General features: G+C 70.2%; 16 protein-coding genes and 7 tRNA genes. 16 read left to right on the top strand and 7 right to left on the bottom strand.

Annotated elements, in window-relative coordinates:
• Nucleotide 1: 1 nt before the first annotated feature.
• Both QJR14_02995 and QJR14_02990 read right to left on the bottom strand, forming a co-directional pair.
• Nucleotides 2-886 carry a branched-chain amino acid ABC transporter permease gene (locus tag QJR14_02995; protein ID MDI3316583.1) on the bottom strand — a complete coding sequence of 295 codons (885 nt, stop codon included), beginning with the start codon at nt 884-886 and terminating at the stop codon, nt 2-4.
• Between the two features lie 195 nt (nt 887-1,081).
• The gene (locus QJR14_02990) at nt 1,082-2,299 is read right to left on the bottom strand and encodes an ABC transporter substrate-binding protein (GenBank protein ID MDI3316582.1); all 1,218 of its coding nucleotides are present in this window, start codon (nt 2,297-2,299) and stop codon (nt 1,082-1,084) included.
• Nucleotides 2,300-2,599: 300 nt separating this feature from the next.
• On the opposite strand from QJR14_02990, the gene QJR14_02985 reads away from it, so the two are divergent.
• Nucleotides 2,600-2,675 (top strand) — tRNA-Phe (locus QJR14_02985).
• Between the two features lie 226 nt (nt 2,676-2,901).
• Here QJR14_02985 and QJR14_02980 read toward each other — a convergent pair.
• Genes QJR14_02980 through QJR14_02970 form a run of 3 tightly spaced genes read right to left on the bottom strand, consistent with a single transcriptional unit; the run spans nt 2,902 to nt 4,735 of the window.
• Complete coding sequence (locus tag QJR14_02980) at nt 2,902-3,261, bottom strand: tyrosine-type recombinase/integrase (GenBank protein MDI3316581.1); 360 nt, start codon at nt 3,259-3,261, stop codon at nt 2,902-2,904.
• On the bottom strand, nt 3,174-4,076 hold the full coding sequence (locus QJR14_02975) for a tyrosine-type recombinase/integrase (protein ID MDI3316580.1): 903 nt from the start codon (nt 4,074-4,076) through the stop codon (nt 3,174-3,176). The genes QJR14_02980 and QJR14_02975 overlap by 88 nt, the downstream gene beginning before the upstream one ends.
• The gene (locus QJR14_02970; GenBank protein ID MDI3316579.1) at nt 4,073-4,735 is read right to left on the bottom strand and encodes a hypothetical protein; all 663 of its coding nucleotides are present in this window, start codon (nt 4,733-4,735) and stop codon (nt 4,073-4,075) included. The genes QJR14_02975 and QJR14_02970 overlap by 4 nt, the downstream gene beginning before the upstream one ends.
• 565 nt (nt 4,736-5,300) lie before the next feature.
• Between QJR14_02970 and QJR14_02965 the strand changes: the two genes are divergently transcribed.
• From QJR14_02965 to QJR14_02955, 3 genes are all read left to right on the top strand, one after another.
• Nucleotides 5,301-5,834: a hypothetical protein gene (locus QJR14_02965; protein ID MDI3316578.1), complete on the top strand. Its 534-nt coding sequence runs from the start codon at nt 5,301-5,303 to the stop codon at nt 5,832-5,834.
• Nucleotides 5,831-6,076, top strand: a complete 246-nt coding sequence (locus tag QJR14_02960) for a hypothetical protein (GenBank protein ID MDI3316577.1) — start codon at nt 5,831-5,833, stop codon at nt 6,074-6,076. Before QJR14_02965 ends, QJR14_02960 begins: the two co-directional genes overlap by 4 nt.
• A 158-nt stretch (nt 6,077-6,234) precedes the next feature.
• The gene (locus QJR14_02955) at nt 6,235-6,480 is read left to right on the top strand and encodes a hypothetical protein (protein ID MDI3316576.1); all 246 of its coding nucleotides are present in this window, start codon (nt 6,235-6,237) and stop codon (nt 6,478-6,480) included.
• Between the two features lie 695 nt (nt 6,481-7,175).
• On the opposite strand, the gene QJR14_02950 is transcribed toward QJR14_02955, so the two are convergent.
• Both QJR14_02950 and QJR14_02945 read right to left on the bottom strand, forming a co-directional pair.
• Entirely contained in the window at nt 7,176-7,520 is a 345-nt protein-coding gene (locus QJR14_02950) for a hypothetical protein (protein ID MDI3316575.1), read from the bottom strand.
• Between the two features lie 218 nt (nt 7,521-7,738).
• Nucleotides 7,739-9,409, bottom strand: a complete 1,671-nt coding sequence (locus QJR14_02945) for a TIGR04190 family B12-binding domain/radical SAM domain protein (protein ID MDI3316574.1) — start codon at nt 9,407-9,409, stop codon at nt 7,739-7,741.
• Nucleotides 9,410-9,685: 276 nt separating this feature from the next.
• Between QJR14_02945 and QJR14_02940 the strand changes: the two genes are divergently transcribed.
• The 12 genes from QJR14_02940 to QJR14_02885 all read left to right on the top strand — a co-directional run.
• Nucleotides 9,686-9,762 (top strand) — tRNA-Gly (locus QJR14_02940).
• Nucleotides 9,763-9,852: 90 nt separating this feature from the next.
• Nucleotides 9,853-9,927, top strand: a tRNA-Cys gene (locus QJR14_02935).
• A 22-nt stretch (nt 9,928-9,949) separates the two neighbouring features.
• Nucleotides 9,950-10,025, top strand: a tRNA-Val gene (locus tag QJR14_02930).
• Nucleotides 10,026-10,326: 301 nt separating this feature from the next.
• Nucleotides 10,327-10,590, top strand: coding sequence for a hypothetical protein (locus QJR14_02925; GenBank protein MDI3316573.1), 264 nt, complete (start codon nt 10,327-10,329; stop codon nt 10,588-10,590).
• A 125-nt stretch (nt 10,591-10,715) separates the two neighbouring features.
• Nucleotides 10,716-11,765, top strand: a complete 1,050-nt coding sequence (locus tag QJR14_02920; GenBank protein MDI3316572.1) for a PD-(D/E)XK nuclease family protein — start codon at nt 10,716-10,718, stop codon at nt 11,763-11,765.
• A gap of 33 nt (nt 11,766-11,798) precedes the next feature.
• On the top strand, nt 11,799-12,644 hold the full coding sequence (locus QJR14_02915; protein MDI3316571.1) for a hypothetical protein: 846 nt from the start codon (nt 11,799-11,801) through the stop codon (nt 12,642-12,644).
• A gap of 73 nt (nt 12,645-12,717) precedes the next feature.
• Nucleotides 12,718-12,792, top strand: a tRNA-Gln gene (locus tag QJR14_02910).
• A gap of 7 nt (nt 12,793-12,799) precedes the next feature.
• Nucleotides 12,800-12,874 (top strand) — tRNA-Lys (locus tag QJR14_02905).
• 8 nt (nt 12,875-12,882) lie between these two features.
• Nucleotides 12,883-12,968 (top strand) — tRNA-OTHER (locus tag QJR14_02900).
• Between the two features lie 168 nt (nt 12,969-13,136).
• The gene (locus QJR14_02895; protein ID MDI3316570.1) at nt 13,137-14,666 is read left to right on the top strand and encodes a DNA-primase RepB domain-containing protein; all 1,530 of its coding nucleotides are present in this window, start codon (nt 13,137-13,139) and stop codon (nt 14,664-14,666) included.
• Nucleotides 14,611-17,067: a DUF927 domain-containing protein gene (locus QJR14_02890; GenBank protein ID MDI3316569.1), complete on the top strand. Its 2,457-nt coding sequence runs from the start codon at nt 14,611-14,613 to the stop codon at nt 17,065-17,067. The genes QJR14_02895 and QJR14_02890 overlap by 56 nt, the downstream gene beginning before the upstream one ends.
• 720 nt (nt 17,068-17,787) lie before the next feature.
• Nucleotides 17,788-20,288: AAA family ATPase (locus QJR14_02885; GenBank protein MDI3316568.1), on the top strand; the 2,501-nt coding region annotated here is incomplete at its 3' end.

Raw genomic sequence — 20,288 nt, 5'->3', positions numbered from 1 at the left:
CTCACACCTTCTCCCGTACGTTCCGCCCCAGCAGGCCCGCCGGCCGCACCAGGAGGATCAGGATGAGAAGGGCGAAGGAGATGGCGTCCCGGAAGAGGCTGAACCGCGTGCCGCCGACCAGCGCCTCGATGACGCCCAGCAGGTACCCCCCCAGCATCGCGCCGGGGATGCTGCCGATACCGCCCAGCACCGCGGCGATGAACGCCTTCAGGCCCGGGATGAGGCCCATCAGCGGGTCCACCCGGTTGTAGTAGAGGCCGACCAGAACGCCCGCCACGGCGGCCAGCGCCGAGCCGACCGCGAAGGTGGTCGCCACCGTCCGGTCGACGTCGACGCCCATCAGGGCGGCCGCCTGCATGTCGTAGGCGACCGCGCGCATCGCCCGGCCCGTCCGGGTCCGCTGCACGAACCAGACCAGGAGCAGCATCATCACCACCGTCACGCCGACGATGAAGAGGTCCTGGGTGGAGAGGACCAGCGACCCGCCCAGCAGCCGGATCTGCTGCCACTGGATCGGGTCGGGGAAGGCGCGCGGATCCGGCTTGAGGACGATGATCCCGCCGTTCTCCAGGATGAAGGAGACGCCGATGGCGGTGATCAGCGCGGCGATCCGCGGTGCGTTGCGCAGCGGGCGGTAGGCGACCCGCTCGATCAGCACCCCCAGGAGCGCGGCCACCAGCATGGCGAGGAGGAGCGCCACGCCCAGGTTGACGCTGAGCAGGGTGACCGCGAAGAAGGCGACGTAGGCGCCCACCATATAGACGTCGCCGTGGGCGAAGTTGATCAGCTTGATGATGCCGTAGACCATGGTGTAGCCGAGGGCGATGAGGGCGTAGATGCTGCCCAGGGAGAGCCCGTTCACGATCTGTTGCAGGATGGACGTCATGCGATTCTTCCTCTCCCTGTGACGGGTGTCAAGGTTCGGCGCGGCGCCCGGCCTTCTCCTCTGCCCGGTCCGGACCGCCGCGTCGCCCGCCTCGCTCTACAAACGCTCCGGATCAAGCAAGGCGAAGGGCCGGGAGGAAGCGGCCCGTGCTGCCTGGCACGAGCGCCGCCTCCCCCGGCCGGGTTCAGGGACGGTTCATCCCTGCTGGGGCGTGATGCGCGCCTTGAAGACCTGCTGCCCGTCCTTCATCTCAAGGATGATCACCGGCTTGACGGGGTTGTGCTGCGCGTCCATGGAGATGTTGCCGGTCACGCCCTGGAAGTCCTTGGTGGAGGCCAGGGCCTGGCGGATCTTGTCCGGCTCGGCGGAACCGGCCCGCTTGATGGCGTCGGCCAGCAGGTAGACCGCGTCGTAGCCGAGGGCGGCGAAGCCGTCGGGCCCGTCGCCGTACCTGGCCTTGTACGCCTTGACGAAGTCCTGGACCTTGGGGTCCGGATCCCCCGAGGAGTAGTGGTTGGTGAAGAAGGTGTTGTTCAGGGCCGCCGCCCCCGCCAGCTTGACCAGGTCCGGGGAATCCCACCCGTCGCCTCCCATCATGGGCACGGTGATGCCCATGTCGCGCGCCTGGCGGACGATGATGCCGACCTTGTCATAGTAGGCGGGCACGTAGATCAGGTCCGGCTGGAGCGCCTTGAACGAAGAGAGGACGGAGCGGAAATCCTGGTCGCCTTTGGCGAACCCCCGCTCGGCCAGGACCTGCCCGCCCTTCTTGACGAACTCCTGCTTGAAGGCCGCGGCCAGTCCCTTCGAGTAGTCGTTGGTGCTGTCCTCCAGGATGACCGCCTTGCGCGCGTTCAGCTGGTCGTAGGCGAAGTCGGCGCCCACCACGCCCTGGACCGGGTCGATGAAGCAGACGCGGAAGACCCAGTCGCGCACCTTCCCGTTCTCGTCCACGGTGACGGGGACGGCGGTGGCGGAGGTGGGGATGAGCGGGATCTTGGCCGAGGTGATCACCGGGATGGCACCCAGCGAGTCGCCCGTCGTGGCGGGCCCGATGATGGCCACCACCCCGTCGCTGACCAGGCGGGTGGTCACGTTGGTGGACTCGGCGTTGTCGCCCTTGTTGTCGAGCTTGTCGGGCTCCAGCTTCCGGCCGAGGACGCCGCCCTTGGCGTTGATCTCGTCGAGCGCCATCTGGGCGCCGTTCCAGGTGTGCTGGCCGAAGGTGGCGACGTCCCCGGAAAGCTCGAAGTTGAAACCGACCTTGATCGGGTTGCTCCCCTGGGCGCCCGTCTGGGCGGTGCCGCCGCTGCCCCCGCTGCCCCCGCACCCTGCGCTGGCCAGGAGGCCGAGAACCGCCAGGGAGAGGAGCGCGCCTCTCCATAAACGATGAAGCCGACCCGTAAAGTGCAATTCTCCGCCCTCCTCGTACCGTGGTCAATCCCGGGATGACGCAGCAAGCGCCTTGGGTGATATGAACCGGGTGGTTTACCCCATTCGCCCCGGCGAAAAGTTTTCCTCCCTGGCGGGAGGATGCACGGATCTGGAAGGTACGAAATATGGAAGCGCGCCGGGCGGGTAAGCCCTCGTCGCGGCCCGGGGAGCGGGCACCGGCTCGGCGGCGGTGGCGAGAGGCAGCTGCCGTTCCGCAGAGGCCGGGCGGGCCTTGAACGCTGCCGGCCGGGCGTCGTACACTCAGGCAGCAACCTCTCTGGCGCGGTAGCTCAGTTGGTAGAGCAGCGGACTGAAAATCCGCGTGTCGGCGGTTCGACTCCGCCCTGCGCCACCACCCATTTTCGAGTCAGGAAGCGGGTTTCGGGGATCGGGTGTTCGGGGAAGCGGTCGCCGCGCAGGGCGTTCGGGGAGCATTCGGGGAGTGGAGATTGCCGCGCGGCGAAAAGAGGCGGGGGTCATCGCCCCGCCTTTCGCGTCTTGTCTGCCGTCTGCCTGCATCCGCCATCAGATGGCCGCCAGTGCGGGCGGATGCCCGCAGGCTCAGGGGGCTTGCTGGGTCTTCAGCCGTGGAGGATGGCCTCCATCCTCTGGGCCAGTCGCTCCTGCGCGCCCGGTAGGACATGCGCATAGACCGACAAGGTGAAGGCGACCGTGCTATGGCCGAGGAGTTCGGAGACCTCGCGCGGGTTCGCGCCGGCCGCCAGGAGCAGGGACGCGCAGGTATGGCGGAGGTCGTGGATGCGCACCTCGCGGGGCAGGTCAGCCCGCTCCAAGATGGGTTTGAAGTGACGACGGATCAGGTTCGCCTCCAGGAGCGGCGTCGCCGCCTCGCTCAGGAAGACCAGCGGCCAGCGCGGGCGGAAGCCGGTCGCCAGAAGCTCCTCGACCTGGCGCTTCCGGTGCGCGCGCAGGGCGGCCACGTCACTCGGCGTGAGAGGGACGGTGCGCCGGCTCTTCGCGCTCTTGGGCGGCGCCAGCCGGAAGCTTCCTCCTCGGCGCGCGGCTGCATGAGCTGCTGAACGATCTCCAGCCGCCCGCCGTCGAGGTCGATGTGATCCCACGTCAGCCCCAAAGCCTCGCCGATGCGCAGGCCGCGCGAGAGGAGGAGGTGCCAAAGCGCGGCGTACCGATCCTCCTGGGCCGCCTCCAGAAAGCGCCGCGCCTCCTCGGCGCTCAGGACGCGCAGCTCGGGCCGCTCCGCCTTCGGGCGGACCACGGCGTTGCATGGATTCGTCGCGATGAGCCGGAGGCGGACCGCCACCTCAAGCGCGCGGTGCAGGGTGACGTAGACCAGCTGGACCGACCGGGCGCTCAGGCCGGACTTGGCGACTTCCGTCACCATGGTCTGGACGTGCGCCGGCGTCAGCTTGACGAGGGGGATGCGCCCGATGGTCGGAGTGATATGCCGGACCTGGCGGGCGTAGACCTCCAGCGTGGTCGGCCGGACCTCCAACGCAGCTACGTCGCGGAGCCAACGGCCGAGCCACCCTTCGACCGTCTGCCGGCTCGGCTCGACCGGCAGCTGGCCCCTGTTCTTGGCGGCGACCTGTTCGGCCAGCCAGACAGCCGCTTCGGCGCGCGTCTTGAAGGACTTCCGCAGGACCTTCTTCCCCTTGGCGGTCCAACCCGTCACCAGTTCCGCCCGCCAGTAGACCGCCTCGCGGCCGTCCTTGAGGCGCTTCAGGCGCTTCCGCTCCTTGTAGATGCTGCCTTCACCAGCGGCGCGCCGGCTCATTGCTGGTCTCCCTCCTTTCCGCCTCGCCACTCCAGATCGCGCCCCATGACGCGCCGGTAGGCATACCGCGCATCACGGATGAAATTCGGCAGCCGCTTGGCCGCCCACTCGGGGTGAAGCCTGGTCCACTCGGCCATAGCCGCCTTCCAGCGTCTGCCATCGTTCGCCTGGGCAATGAATACGGCCAATTCACTGCTCTTTGCGGTCATGGCCGGCGCGCGCCGCTCGTGCCGGATATCAGCCCAAAAGCCAGCCAGTTCCTCGGGCGAAACGTCGGCGTCGACCTCCACGATGAAGCGCTGCCCGCGCATCCCCACAACACGGGCGCGCGGAAGATCGGGGGCCTCGCCGGTTAGGACGAAGAGCTTAGCCTCGAATGGCGACCAACCGTACGCCTCCGCGAGCGCATTGGCCAGCGCCTCAAGCTCCTCGCGCGCGACGAGGATGCGCTGGATCTCCTCGGGTCGGATGATCACGACGGAACGGGCCACCCACTCGGCTTCCCGGTAGACTTCCTCGGCGGTGATCTCGCGTCGGGCCGGCGACGTGAACGGCTGGCCGCCCGCAAAGGGCTCTTGAATGTTCACCGGCTCCCATGCGTCGGCCGGCGAGTTCGCCCGCATGATCTGCGCCGCCGCTCCGGCGAGAGGATCGCCCACTCAGCCGCCTCGGCCATGCGCACGACCAGCCCGCTGAGCCAGCGCTCGCGGAAGCGGTGAACCTCCTCGCGTTGCGCCGCCTTGACGGCGGCGATGTGAGAGCGTGCCTGCTCAAGGAGCCGGCCCTTGATCTGCCTGGCTCGCTCCTCCTCAAGCTTCACTCTGATTAGTTGTTCCTCGTACCACCTGACAAGCTCTTCCTGTCGCTGTAGACGCCTGCCACTCCTCCGCTCACGACGGACCGCTTCGACCAGCCCCTCCTCGCAAGCCCTTCGCCACAACTCCTCGCTCCAGTTTTTCTCGCCAACGCGCCCCATGACGCGGCCGCAGGGCGTGCTGGTCAGGAGTTGCCACGAGGTTACTCACCCTTTTCTTCTATAGATCCGAGTACTTTGGGCCGGCCGACCGCCGAGACCTATGTCAACCTCGCAGCTCATGCGAAGGCGGTGTTGCTTGCGCGACTTCTCCCGCCCCTGGAGGAGCTGGCCGAAAAGGCCAGGAGAGCCGTTGAAAAGACAGACGCGGCCCGACGGGAAGCGGACCTGGATGAGGAGGGGGATGAACCATGACCGAGCTTGAGATGATCCAGGAGGCCATCGCTGAGGCGAAGCGGCTGCGGCGCGGGGCCGTGGTCAAGGCGTTTGTCCCGGCTGCGGCCGAGCCGAGCTACACAATGATTCCGCCCAACATGCCGGCGGAATTCTACCAGCTTCAGGAATCCTACCGCATCGCGAAGGCGGAGCGGTATCTTCGGACCTCGCTGGAGCACGTCACGGCCATTGCCAAGGCGACTGCCAAGACATTGGATGCACAGGAATCGAAGCGCGCGAAGAACGCGAACCGCCGGAGTGCGCTGGAAGAGGCGCTGCGCAAGCTCGACGAACTCGATGGGCTCCGTCAGAAGCTGGCCCATGAGCGGAAACATGCGCGGAAGTCTCGGGAACAGCGGCGCGAGGCCATGAACCGGGCTGCGGCGAAGCGGCGGCAGGCCGAGCTGAAGGACGACGAGGACGACGAGGAATACGGCTACCCGGAGCCGGAGAACAGGCCCGTGATCGACGGGAACAGGCGGCTTGAGGAGTACGTGGTGAGGGGGTGAGTGGCATGCAGGCAGACCGGGAGACCTTGCTGGCGCAGGTGGAGCCGATCATCCGCGACTGTCAGGCGGCGCTGCGTGATTCCGGCCCGGAGAGCGAGCGCGCGAAGACCGCTGTTCACCGGGCGCTCGATGCGGTGCTCGCGATCCTTCGCGGAGAGGCGGCCGGAGACCCCTGGAGCGCGGTGGGTTTCGTCCCTCCCTCCCTGCGACCCGAGGTGGCGAGTGGCGACCTGCGATTCTGAAGCCCGCTGTGATACAGTGCCTGAAAGGTCTTCTCCTCCTCGTCGGGGGGCTCGGGGAGGCGCCTTGAGCGCCGGCTCCTACACAGACCGAAAGCCGTCCGGAATGGACGGCTTTCGGTCTTTCTCGGTGCGCTATGATCCAGCGGGGAGGAGTAGGCGTGAGCATGCCCAAGATCACCTGCAAGCACTACGGACCCGCGCCCACCAGCATTCTCCTGGCCTTCGCCGACGGGTGGCCGGAGGCGCGGGCGGCCGTCGATGAGCGCGTCGACCGCATCCTCGAAGCCGAGCCGGACGTGCTCGACAGACTCCTCGGCCTCCTGAGGCGCTGCAAGAGGACGCGCGACTTGGGCGCGTGGGTCGAGGGGCTAGACCGGGAGCTGCGGAGGAGCGGGGAGCGGTGAGGCAAAGACTCAGGCTAGCTGTGGCAATCGCCGGGAGTCTGCTTATTGCCGGCATAGCAGGCGCTGTTCTCGACCGCGTGGAGGGAGGACGCCTGCGAGCGCGGTTTGTCCCTCCTTTCCGAGTCGCAGCTGCCGACCGGAACTTTCTCGTAGCCGCGGCTACCGGGCGCGTTACGGGACCGGTGGTCACGCTGGGTTATGCTGAGCGTTACCTTGGCGTGTCCATACCGCTACCGCAAGACGTGGGGATGAGCTTGGTCGGAGTCCGCGTGAATAAGATCTCTGACCTGCCTACGGCCTACCTTGTGTGGGTCAGATTCACGCCGCCATCGTTTGTAATCGAAGCCGTACAGCCTCTTTCGTGTGTAGAAGTGTCTGGCACGCGCCAACACCCTCTCGATCCTCCAGGCGTTGCAACGTTCAGCGCAGGCGACTCTACCGTCGACCCGGTGGTCCATTGGGAGTACCAGTCGATCCATGCCGAGTCAGACCTCATGAGGCCCCACGAGGATACGTGCATCTGGCTCCATGGCGCCAATGTTTCGGACGAGGAGCTTCGAACGTTCGCGGATCGGCTGACATAGGAGGATGCCCGACCATTTAGGACGTCTCCTTCCGCCTCGCTCGCCGGCTCACACAGAAGCCCCCAGGGCAGCACCCTGGGGGGCTTTCTGTGTGGAGCCGTTACCGCGCGCCTAGCTGGCCGGCCGGGCGGCGACCACGGCGGCGAGGACCTCCTTCAGCCCGACAGGCTCGGGATCGAGCCCGACGTCGATGGCCCGCACCAGCGGGTGCTGCTGCAGGGCGAGAGTCGCCTTGCCCGCCTCCCCGACGAGCCACGGCACCCCGTCAAGCCATCCGATCAGGTAGAGCGCTTCTTCGCGGGTGACTCCCGGGGAGCGCGCGAGCTCATCCGTCCGGTTGCTTGCCTCGCGGACGCGCTGCTCGACCGCAGCGGAGGGATGGACGCCGGCCGGCAGCACGGCGCCGGCCAACTGCCAGGGCTGCTCAGCGACCAGGCCATCCGGCGTGCTTTTCACGGCTTACCGCCTCCCTTTGAGACGGTCTGCGTGGGGCAAGGCCGTTCATCACGCGCAGCCGTGGCCAGGGGCGGGAGGTACGGGACCTTGTTGCTCCCTGTGTGCAAGCGGCTGAACCTCTACCTGTTCACACCAGCAAGGCCGCGGAAGGGCCTCCCCAGGCGCCCGCAGCGCCGCTGCGCCGGGGACGTGCGGGCCCGGCCCCGCCTCCGGCGGCGTCACCGGGCTCGGCCGGGCGGCCAGGTCAGCTCCTCGGGTGCGCAGAGGCTTCCGCCGGCAGGCAGCGGGGTCGCGACCTCCTCCAGCGATTCTTCCTGATCGAGCCGATCGAGGAGGGCACGCTCCCGTTCCGCGGTCTCCCGCACCCGGGCGGCTGCAGCCTCGCCGATCACGCCGTAGGAGCGCTTCAGCTCGTTGAGGCCCGTGGCCACGTCGTAGGTGACGTCGACGATGTCGGCGCGGCTGAGCCAGCGGGTCTCGTAGCTGAGCAGCTGGCGCCAGGTCCGGTGGTGGAGCGCCTGCCGGTGCTCCTCCAGCGTCCGGTAGAACAGCCGGTAGCCGTATCGGTCGGGCGTCGTCCAGATGGTGGAGCCGGGGTCGATGAACGGACCCAGAGGGGCGACGAACGGCTCGAAGCGGCGATCCCCGCCCAGCATCTCCACCAGGTGGCGGGAGTAGGGGAGCATGGCCTCGGCGCTGGCGCGGTCCTGCCCGGAGATCCCGGTCATGAAGAAGAGGTCGACCTTGCGCGCGCCATGCGCGAGGGCGCGGCGGATGGTCTCCTCGACGGCTTCGTTGGGGCAGGAGAACTTCCGGTTGACGCGGCGGAGCGCCGGATCCTGCGACTCGATGCTCAGCTCGAGGCTCCACCGTGGGAGCGCTTCCTCCAGCTCGGCGAAGAAGCGGTCGCTGGCGGGGCCGAAGAGCTCGAAGACCAGCTCGTTCTTCGGCGGGCGCTTGCGCCAGAGCTGGAGGAGCTGCCGCCAGCGCTCCCGCCCCCCGATGCGCGGGTCGCTGACGAAGAAGATGGGATGGCGGCTGAAGCGCGCGATGCTGCGGATGTCGGCAGCCAGGTCCGCGGCGGAGCGGAAGGCGGGCTTCTCGCGGGCGCAGAGCCGCCTGTAGGCGTCGCTGGAGCCGCCGCAGACGATGCAGTGCTGGGTGCAGCCGCGAGCCGCCAGCAGCATGGTGGTCGGATAGTCGCGCCAGCCGTGGTAGGGCTCCACGTCCGCGATGGAGTGCTGGCGGAGGGCGGCGCGGACGACGGCGTCGTAGGCGGGGACCCGCAGACCGTCCATGGTGGCGGGGACATGCGTCAGGGGATTGACCCGGATCTCGCCTTCGGCGCCCGGCCGGTGGGCGGGACGCGGCTGGCGGTAGCTGAGGTTGGGTACGTCGGCCAGGGAGCGGTTCCCCTTGAGCACGGCGTCCACCATCTGGACCATGGGCTCCTCCGTGCTGTCGCCGCGCAGAACCGCGTCCACCCACGGATAGCGTTCCAGAATCTCGCGATGGAAGTAGGTGGAGCTCAGACCGCCCAGCACCACCCAGGAAGCCGGGTGGGCTTCCTTGACGCGGCGCGCCAGCTCGATGGCTCCGGCCGCGTGAGGCAGCCAGTGCAGGTCGATGCCGAAGACGGGGGCCTGCATGCGGGCGAGCTCGGCGTCGACGTCGTACGAGGGGCTGAGCAGCATGCGGTGGGCGACGTTGACCAGGCCCACCCGGTAGCCTGCCCGCTCGAGCCGCTCGAGGAGGCTGGTCTCGCCCACGGGATACATCTCGAAGACGGAGCTGGAGGGCACCACGTCGGCCAGAGGGCCCCAGAGTCGGGGGCGCTCGCGGAAATCGAAGACAGCCGGCGCGTGAAGCAGGATCACATCGGCTCGCACACCGCATCCTTCCTCGTTGGGAGAGCGTCCTCCCACCCTTGTGTAGCGGTGGGGAGGGGCGCGAGCCATCCGGCGCAGGACGGGTCCTTGAGGAGGCGGTGGCAGCAGCGGTAGGGTGCCCGCCCGCCTCTTCACGCCCGCTTCAGGTCGCCACCCCAGGGCGGCGGGCCGGGCTCCGGACGGATGCGAGAGGGTCCCGAGGCGCGGGACGGCTCTGTGCGCGACGGCGCGTTGCGCCGTGCGGCCGCTCCGTGCTACAATCGCCTCCGCAGGTACGCGGGAATAGCTCAGTTGGCTAGAGCGCCACCTTGCCAAGGTGGAGGCCGCGGGTTCGAGTCCCGTTTCCCGCTCCAAAGATTTGGAATGCCTTTGGAATGCGTCAGCTTTGGGATCCGTTCGGAAGGCAAGGTCGACCCGCCGGGGACGGCGGGCCCGGTTTTCTGGGCGACGTAGCCAAGTGGCAAGGCAGGGGTCTGCAAAACCCCAACTCGGCGGTTCGAATCCGCCCGTCGCCTCCAGCGGAGTCCTTCCAGGGATTTCGGGCGGTTAGCTCAGTTGGCAGAGCACGTGTTTGACGTACACGGGGTCAGAGGTTCAAGTCCTCTACCGCCCACCAGAAACAAGGCTTGAGTAAAGCCGGAATCGCCCGCCCCGCGAGGGAAAGCGGGCGATTTCCATAAGATGGAAGAGTGAATGGAAGGGACTCAAAAGGACCTGAAATGACCCCGAAGGACAGCCTCCGAAGGCAGAGTTAAGGCAGACTTTCCAAAGCCTCCCAGAACCGGGAGGCGGCGGCCGGACTTTTCTCCAGGCGCCGACGGGCGCGCCTGGGAGCGACTGGATGGCAGAGTTCGTTCACGCGCGGTGAACACCGCATCCGGCTTCTCGAAGATCCCGCCAGGGGAGGTGGATCCGGCATGGCGGCCGAGGCCAGGCGGAAGAGCAGCGGCGAACCGGACCGGGGGAGCAACGTGATCGACGCCCGCCCCCAGATCGCGGCCGCCCTCCGGGCGGAGGAGGCCCGCAGGAGGGCTTGGCGGCGCGAATCCCTCATGCGGCTGGCCGAGCACCACGGGATCACGTACGAGACGGCCCGGCGGGAGTACGGGCACATGTGCGACGAGCTCTGGCCGCCGGTGCGCATCCCCCCTGAGCTGAAGGACCTCCGGCGCCGCGGCTGAACCGCCGCCGCCGAAGAGGCGGGCGGCCCAGCAGAACGTCCTGGTTGACAGTATGACAGTCATGCGGTACAGTTGGCTTGGCCCCGCCAGCGGGAGGGCCAAGCCCGCCGAAAGGAGGGATCCCCTTGCCGAGCACAGCCGCCGAGCCGTCCGCCGCCCTGCGCGATCTGCGATCGCGCCGCGGGCTGAGCGTCGCGGCCCTCGCGACCCGGGCCGGCATCCCGGCCCCCACCATCCGGGCCTGGGAGAGCGGTCGGCGGCGGCCCAGCGCCAATGCGCTGCTGCGCGTGGCCGAGGTCCTGGCCGTCGACCCGCGCGAGATCCTGCCCACGCCGGCGTGGCGGCTCGGCAGGCTGTCCGAGGAGATCAGCGACGACGAGGAGCAGACGTGGAGTCCTAGCAAGCTCGGCGACTGGCTGCGGTGCCCGGCCTACTTCCGCTTCCGCCACGTGGACCAGCTGCCGGCGGTGACGGACACCGTGGAGAGCGTGCTGGGGCGCGCAGTCCACCGCGCCGCCGAGATCGCCCTGCGGGCGATCTCCCCGAACGCTGCGGCGTCCGACGCGGGGGCGCCGCTGGAGAGTCCCGGCGCCGCGATGGCCGCCGAGATCCAGGCCGGGCTGGACGAGATGGCCGGCGCCAGCGCGGCGTCCGGACCCGATGAGGAGGAGGTGGGAGCAGCCCCGCCGGATCCGACGGCCCTCATCGACGAAGCTGCGGCCCTGCACGGGCTGTGGCAGGCCGAGGTGCTGCCGAGGATAGGCCGCCCGATCGCGATCGAGGTGCGCACCGAGATCCGCGTGGCGGGGGTGCGGATGACCGTCATCCCAGACGTGATCGCGGAGGGATGGGTCCGCGACCTCAAGACCACGCGGCGCAAGCCGGCGCAGGCCGACCTCGACGAGAACCTTCAGGCGACGGCCGAGTCGCTCGCCTACCGCGAGCTGACCGGCGAGACGGAAAGGGGGGTGGCATTCGACTACTTGGTCCGCACCAAGAAGCCTTACGCCCTGACGCTCGAGACCTCGCGCGGGCCGAAGGACCACGATCGGCTCGCGCGGATCGTCGCGGCGGCCGCGGACTCGGTGGCCGCAGGGCGCTACTGGCCGAACCCGCAGAACAAGTTCGGCTGCGCACGCTGCCCGTACCGCGAGATCTGCCGCGACGCCTACTGACCGCAGAACAAGGATCCAAGGGAGGAAGGCACGATGGCCCTGAACCTCTTCGACCAGCATGACCCGACGGCCCAGACCGCCCCGATCCCCTTCGATGGCGACGCCGTCAAGGCGCTCTCCGAGCTGACGCTGGAGGACGAGATCACCGAGTTTCGCCCGATCTTCTACCGCCCCGGCCCCGGATCGTTCGTGTCGACCACCACGACCGAGACCATGGCGGAGATCACCGGTGTCATCCTGGCCGTGCGCAAGGCCCGCCGGCACACCGTCACGGTGACGGACGACGCCGGGAACCCCATGCGGCTGGCCGAGTGCGTCCTCGACCGCACCGGGCGCGACGGCGACTTCGGCGTCGTCCAGCTGGGCCAGGACGCCGGCAAGGTCCGCGCCTGCGCGACGTGCCCCCACAACAAGTGGGGCTCGGCCGTCAACGACAAGGGCCAGCGCACACGCGGCAAGGCCTGCCGCGAGAAGCGGCTGCTCCTGGTGCTGCCCGACGGCTACGCGATGCCGATCGTCGTCTCGGCGCCGCCCATGTCGATCAAGACCGTCGTCAACTGGATCTCCGAGCAGGCCACCAAGGGCCAGGGGATCTCCACGGTCAAGGTGCGCCTTCGGGCCAAGCTCGACCAGCAGGCCGTCGCCGGCGAGCTCCGCCAGTACGGCGTGCTCACGATCGAGACGCTGCGGGCGCTCACCAACGACGAGGCGACCGATGTCTACGGGCGGATCGTGCGTCTGCGCGATCACATCGACGCCTGGCTCTCCTCGCCGAGCCTGATCTCCGAGGAGGAGGGCGAGGACGAGGAAGAGGCCGTCGCCACCGGGGCGGCCGCGTCCACCGCCGCCGGCGCGGGCGGGGAGCCGGACCTGTTCTGACGATCAACGATGACGCGGGCGCCGGAGAGGATGGATGGCCCCGTCCCTCCGGTGCCGCCAGGAAACGGATCGCTGCCCCGTCGGCCAACCGGCAGGCCGCCGGGCCCTGGACCCGGAGATCCACGTTCGAGTCGTGGCGGGGCAGCCAAGTTCACGTGCGCGTGGCCCAACGGCAGGGCTCCCGACTCTTGATCGGGCGGACGCGGGTTCGATCCCTGCCGCGCCCACCAGCTTTCGGGACGGCGTAGCTCAACGGGCAAGAGCGACCCACCGGCATGCGCGCGGGCCGGGTGCGGGACGCGGGTTCGAATCCCGCCGCCGTCCACAGTGATCTCGCTGGGGCGTAGCTCAATCGGCCAGAGCGGCGGTCTCCAAAACCGCTGGCTGCGGGTTCAAGTCCCGCCGCCCCTGCCACTTGCCAACCGTTCACCCGGCCCTTTGGGGCCGGGCCTTTTGCCTTTTTGGACCTCACGGAAGGGAGGGCGACGGCGGATGTCCACAGCCGCACGCGACCTGTCCACAGGCCCGTCCACACCCGCTCCACAGGCCGCCGGACAAGCGGCCAGCGCGCCATCGGACGCCGACGCCCTCGCCCTCCTGCGCCTTCTCTACGACCAGCCCGGCGTCGCGGGCCACCTGGAGATCCGCCTGATCCCGGAGGGCGGCGGCCGCCCCGAGCAGCGCTTCTTCCCCCTGCCCGAGGGGGTCGGCGCCGCCGCCCGCTTCGCGCTCTCCATGTCAGGACGGGCGCATGTGTTCTTCGGCGTCTACCCGCGCTCGCGGCCCCGCGGCCGCGACGACGACGTGGCGGCGGCCACCTGCCTCTTCGCGGACTTGGACGCGAAGGACTTCCCGGGCGGCGCCGTCGAGATCGACCGGAACCTGGCCGAGGTGGCGGAGAAGGGCCTCGCCCCCACGGCCGTCGTAGCGTCCGGCGGCGGGCGGCACGCCTACTGGCTGCTCCGCCGGCCCGTGCCGCTGGGCGCGCCGGACGACCCCCAGCGGGGCCGGGTGCGCGCCGCGCTCTGGGCGCTGGGCGCCGAGCTCGGGCTCTCGCCCGGCGCGAACGTCGTCCATGACCTGGCAAGGGTGCTCAGGCTGCCGGGGACGCTCAACATCAAGGCCAAGTACGGCACGCCCGCGCCGGCGCGGATCCTCGCGCTCGACCCGTCCAGGGTCTACCGGCCGGCCGACTTCGCCGACGTGATCCGCCGGCATCCCATGCCCGTCCCTGCGGCGGACGCCGCAGGGCGGCGGGTCGGGGTGCGCTTCACGCGACCGCCTCGCGCGGATGTCCCGCTGGACACGCTCCTCGCCGGACTGCACCTGCCGGAGTGGGCGCTGGAGTTGATCCGGCGGCCCATCCCACGGGGTCTGAGGTCCGAACCCGCGTTCCGCGCCGTCCGGATCCTCCTCCGGTCAGGGGCGGACCCGGACCTGATCCGGGACGTCTTCGCGTGCCCGGAATCGGGCGGTGTGGGGGACGCCTACCGCGAACGCCAGGCGCGCCGGGACGGCGACCGCTGGCTAGCCCGCACGATCGCCCGGGCCATGGCCTCGCTGGAGAGCGATGCCGGCGGAAGGGCCGGAGGGCGGCGGGCCGGGCGCGGACCCGGCGGCGCGCCGCGGTACGTCCGGGAACTGGAGCGGCTGAATCCGGCGGATCAGGTCGCGGCCGTCCTGCTGGATGGCGTGCCAGCCGAGCTGCGGGCGGAAGCGGACAGGGAGGGCTGGCCCGACGAGCGGTCGCGCGCCCGGGCGGCGGAGGAGATCGCGCGGGCGTGCCTTCGCGCCGGGATGGCACCCGCGGCTGCCTACCTGGCGCTGACGGTCCACGCCGTCGGGCTGGGGAAGGATCCGCAGACGGTCTCCCGCTGGGTGCGGGCGGCCGAGCGGGCGGTTGCCGGCGCGCGGCGCGGCTTGGGAAGGACGGGACGCGGATCCGAGAGGGAAGGGGGGATAGGGGATGTCGGATCAGCCGGGCGGCGCGCCGACGGACCTGCGGCAGGCGGCGCTGGCTGACGCCGTGCGGAAGCTCCTGGACCGGGCCAGGGCCGGAGAGCCCGTCGATGCCGCGATCCTCCAGCGGGCGCTGAAAGGGCTGGAGGACGCCCCATGGGCGGAAGCGCTGAGGGCGGAAGCGGAGGAAGCGCTGGCCAAGCTGCGGAAGGACGCGCAGGACGCCGGCGCCGACGGGGGCAAGGACCGCGCGGGCGACGGCGATGAGGAAGCCGGCACGATCCTCAGCCGGATCGCGGCGCTGCCAGAACAGCCGGATCCCGACGAGGTCGCGGCGATCATCGAGGACTTGGGCGCCGTCGTCTCTTTGCGCGGTGAGGTGCCCTACACCGCCGCCATACACGCCCTGGCCCGCAGGCTCGGCACCAGCCGGCCGCAGGTGCGCAAGGAGGTCCTGGACGCCGCCAGGCGCCACAAGGCCGCCCAGGATGCGGCGGCCGCAGCGGCGGCGCAGGACGGCCCGGCGCGCGTGGCGGACGTCCTGGGCGGCCAGGCCCCGCCGGACATGCCGCCTGGACTCGTTCTGCCGCGACCCTACGCCCTTCGCGCCAGGCGGCCGCCCGGGCAGGAGGACGGCCCGCCGGACTGGGAGACCGTGGCTGAGCTGCCAGATCTCACCCGCCCGGTGCTCCCGGCGGCCATGATCCCGATCGCCCGCCGGCACGACCCCGACGCGGACTCCTGGGAGCTCACGCTGGCCGTCCGCCGGAACGGCACATGGAAGACGATCGAGGCCGAGCGGTCCGTCCTCGCCGACAGCCGGAAGATCCTCCAGCTCGCCGACCAGGACGTGCCCGTCACCAGCGAGTCGGCCAAGGCCGTCATCCGCTACCTCGCGGAGATGGAGCAGGCAAACCTCCACACCATCCCCGAGGGCGTCGTCGTGCGCTCGCTCGGCTGGCGCACGCTCGGGGACGGGCGCCGCTGCTTCATCCTCGGCCGGCGGACGCTGACGGCCGACCCTCCCGGCACGGAAGGCGCCGGACCGCCGATCACCGTGCGGGCGCCCGGGGCAGGCGAGCGGCGGCTCCTGGAGGGGTTCTCCGACGGCGGCACGCTCGACGGGTGGCGCGACGGGCTCTACCGCCGGATCCTGCCCTATCCCCGCATCCGGATCGGCGTCTACGCGTCGCTCGCATCGCCGCTCCTGCCGCTCATCGATGCGGGCGGCTTCACCGTGCACTACTCTGGTCTGACCAGCACGGGCAAGACCACGGCCATGCAGGTGGCCGCGAGCGTGTGGGGATATCCCGGCGGCCCTGGGCTCGAGACCAAGCCCGGGCTCATCGCCGGCTGGGACGCCACCGCCGTCGCCAACGAGCAGCGGGCCGTGTTCCTCCGCCACCTGCCCATGTATCTCGACGACAGCGGCCTGGTGCAAGGACAGAGCAAACAGCAGCAGGATGTCGTGAAGAACACGGTCTACGCCGTCGCCAACGGCACAGGCCGCCGACGCGGCGACCGGAGCGGCGGCACGCGGGCGACGGGCGAGTGGGCGCTAACCATGATCTCCACCGGCGAGCGCTCGGTGCTCTCCGACCCTGCAGCCGGCGGCGCCCAGGTCCGCGTTGTCGAGCTGGCCGGGAACGTGCTGGCCCCCGTCGAGGCCGGCGGCGCCGCCGCGGATGAGGCCGCCCCGAATGCCGGATCCGCCACGGAGCTGATGCGGGAGCTTCGGCGCCTGGCCGGCGAGCATCACGGCGTCGTCGCTGCGCCTTACATCCGGGCGCTGATCCTGATCGATCGGATCGAGCTCCAGCAGCGCTTCGCGAAGGCCCTCCGGGCCGTGGCGGACGCCGCCGGAGATGCCGCCCGCACGGACATGGGCAGCCGCCTGGCGGGCGCCTTCGCCGTCATGGAGGTGGCCGCCGAGATTCTGCACGAGGTCCTCGGCATGGACGATGAGATCCCACCGTCCGCGCTGCGGGCGGACCTCGGGCGATGGTTCGCCGCCTATCTCGGCGCGAACCCGCCGGAGCACGTGGATCTGCGGGCCTACCAGGCGCTCGTCGAGTGGATCGACGGACACGCCAACCTCTTCGTGGGCGGCCCGGGCGCCCCCGAGGGACCGACGCCGCCGCCGGGGCCCATCGGATGGGCCGGAAGGTGGGAGGTCGCGGTCGTGGGGAAGCCGTGCGTCGCCATCTACCCGCACGTGGCACGGCGGGTGCTGGAGGAGATGCACTTCGAGGATCCGGACTCCATCGCACGCCAGCTTGCGGCGCGGGGCCTGCTTCTCCGGGATGCGCAGGGCAAGCTGACGCGGCTCGTCAAGATCGGATCCGGCTCGGACGCCAGGGTGACGCGGTGCTTCGTGCTCGTGCGCCGTCAGGAGCAGATGGATGAGGGGGCAGAGGATGACGATGCCAGCGGGCATGCGGACAGCGAACCGGAGCTCTTCTGAGTCCTTCGCAGGTGATCCAGTTGCTGTGAAAAATGGAAACAAATGTAATTTGGTAACACCAGTAACACCTTACCGATCGGTAGGTGTTACTGGAAGCGAACCCGGAAAGCCTTGTGGCACAAGGCTTTCCGGGTTCGGTAACACCTGTAACACCGGTAACACCACTTAAAGGGACTATATAGGGGGTAAAACACAACTCTTCAGTACGGTGAAGTACGGCAACGGCCCTATACGTTGACTCTCGATTTTGGTGTTACCGGTGTTACCGATACCCCCACCATGCCCTCTAGAGCTTGCCCTGCAAGCCATCCAGCGGTAACACCTCTACGAGAGTAGAGGTGTTACCACGTGTTACCGGGATAGGGAGAGAGCGTGAGATCCTCCATACTGAGCGGGATAGCGCGGTTACACCTTATCGGAAGTAAGCATGTGTGAATGCTTCTACCCCACGGGGGTAGAGTCGTGACTCCCCCTCCCGTGAGGAGGGAGACCCCCCCCACGGCCGCAGGGCCTGCTCCCCCTCCCGTGAGGAGGGGGATCCCCCACGGCCGCTGTCGGTAAACAACGCATGCTCACTCATCGTGATGCCTGCTCAGCGGACTCGCGGCTGAGGCCAGACAGGCATGGACGAAGTTGAGCACGGCGCGCGTTGAAGCGCACCGCTCCCACACCGGCAAAGGGATGGTATGACAGTCATACCGTATACTCAGCGGGGAGGAGGTGGACCGGTTGCAGGGCGGTCGTGGAGAGGCCGCTGGCGACGGTTCCGCCCTGGCCGCCGTCATCTCCGACGCTCTGGCCACGGGATCCGACCCGGTGGCAGCCGCACGGGCGGAAGAAGGCCCGCGCACGGACGGATCCGTCACCGTCACCGTGACCCTACGGCACTGCCGCTACGCCTCGCCGCCCGACCGTGCCGGACGCTCGCCCTTCGCGGTCTGGACGGTGGCGCCGGCGTCCGGCCTGCCGTTCACGGCACGCGGGCGGCTGGCGGACTGGGGCCGGCCGGGAGACGTGGTGCGGCTCGTCGGCCGGTGGGTGGACGATCCGCGATACGGCCGGCAGCTGGAGGTCGAGGCCGTGCTGGCGGAGCGCCCGGCCGACCTGGCGGGCCTGGCGAAGTGGCTGGAGCAGCAGGACGGGATCGGGCCGGGCACGTCGGCGGCGGTGGCCGCCGCACTGAGGGACGGGCGTCCCGACGGCGGCGACATCCTCGACCGCTTCCGGGCGTGGGTCGGGTCTGGGGGACCGGACGGGCTCGGTCTTCCCGAGCCCCGGAAGGCCGCGCTACGGCGCGCGGCGGAGCGCGCGGGGGAGGAGGAAGCTCGGGCCCGGGCGCTGATCTGGTGCCGGCGGGCCGGGCTGGGGCCCGCCGCCGCGGAAGCGGTCTGGCGGGAGTTCGGGCCGGAAGCGCTGGATGTCCTCCCGCGTGATCCGTGGGCGCTGACGCGCGTGGATGGGATCGGCTTCCTCACGGCGGATGCGGCCGCCCAGGCGCTGGGCGTGGATCCGGCGGCGGACGGGCGGCTGCGGGCGGCGCTGCTGCACACGCTCGCCGATGCGGCGGAGGAGGACGGCCATCTCTGGCTGCCCGCGGACGGCGCGGACGGGCTCGTCCGCCGGGCCTTCGAGGTCCTGCGCCGGATCGCGGAGAAGCGCGGCTACGGCAAGGGCCTCGGCGGGGAGATCCTGGAGAGGCTGCCCGGGGCCCTGGAGAGCTTGATCACGCGCGGCGAGGCCATCGCTGCGGACATCGCTGCGGACGCCGCTGCGGACGCCGGCGGCGGGCGGATCGTCTACCTCCCGCCGCTCTACGACGCGGAGAAGACGGTGCGGGCGTGGCTGTGGGGGGCGGCGCTGCGGCCCGGGCTGGTGGACGAAGGCCAGGCGCGGGAGATCCTGGAGGGTCCCGCGGTTCGCGGGCGCCTGGACGACGCTCAGGCCGAAGCGGTTGTGACCGCTCTCTCCGCCGGCGTGAGCGTGATCACGGGCCCGCCCGGCGTGGGCAAGACCACCGTGATCCTGACCGTCCTGCGGGCGGCGGAGGCCGCAGGCGTGGCGCAGGACGCGATCCTCCTGGCCGCCCCGACGGGCCGGGCGGCGAAGCGGATGGCAGATGTGACCGGGCATCCGGCGCAGACGATCCACCGGCTGCTGGAGTTCCATCCGCAGGAGGGCTTCCGCCGGAACAACGACGCCCCGCTCGACGGCCGGATGCTCATCGTGGATGAGGCGTCGATGGTCGACGCGCGGCTCTTCGCGGCGCTCGTCGCGGCGGTGCCGCCGCGCATGCCCGTGGTGCTGGTGGGCGACCGCGACCAGCTCCCGCCGGTCGGGCCGGGCGCGCCCTTCCACGTGCTGGCGCGGGGCGGCGTCCCGGGGGTGCGGATGGCCGTCCTCGACCGGATCTACCGACAGGACGCGGGGAGCGCCATCCCCCGGAACGCGGTGCGGATCCGGCAGGGACTCATGCCCGAAGAGGACGGCGGCCCGGCGTGGCGGGTGCGGCTGTATGCGAGGCCGCGCCGCAAGATGCCGCGGGCGGAGTGGGATGAGGCCGGTAGGGCGCTCAGGCGCCGCATGGCGGACGACGCGGTGGAGGCGGTACGGACGCTGGTCCTCGGCGGCCTGTCGCCGGATGACGTGCAGGTGCTGGCGCCGATCCGGCGGGGCGAGGCCGGCGTGGACGAGCTGAACCGGCGGCTTCGCGACGTGCTGAACCCTCTGCGGCCCGGGATGGGCGTCTGGCGCTCGCGGTCTGGCGCGACGGAGCTCCGCGAGGGCGACCGGGTGATCCACGTCCGGAACGACTACAGGAAGGGCGTCATGAACGGCGAGGTCGGCCGGGTCGTCGCGGCGGGCCGGATCGGGCTCGACGAGGAGGGACACGCCGTCTGGTGGTCGCCGGACGCGGACGGGCACCCACCCGCGCATCTCGCAGGGGAGATCGAGGAGCTGATCCGGGGCGTCGTGGTCGAGTACCCGGACTACGGCGGCGGGGAGCCGCGCGCGGTGCCGTACGCGGCGGACGAGGTGGGGGACCTCCGGCTCGCCTACGCGAGCACCGTCCACAAGTTCCAGGGGTCGGAGGTCCCCGCGGTGGTCTTCGTCGTCGGCATGGACGCCTTCACGCTCCTGAAGCGGCCGCTGGTCTACACGGCGGTGACGCGGGCGCGGGACCGGGCGCTGGTGCTCGCCGAGGAGGGGGCGCTGGAGCGGGC

It is taken from the genome of Bacillota bacterium (assembly GCA_029961055.1).
Classification (GTDB): domain Bacteria; phylum Bacillota; class Sulfobacillia; order JAIMAT01; family JAIMAT01; genus JAIMAT01.
The sequence above is the reverse complement of the archived record's forward strand: the minus strand, read 5'-3'. Positions and strand labels throughout refer to the sequence as shown.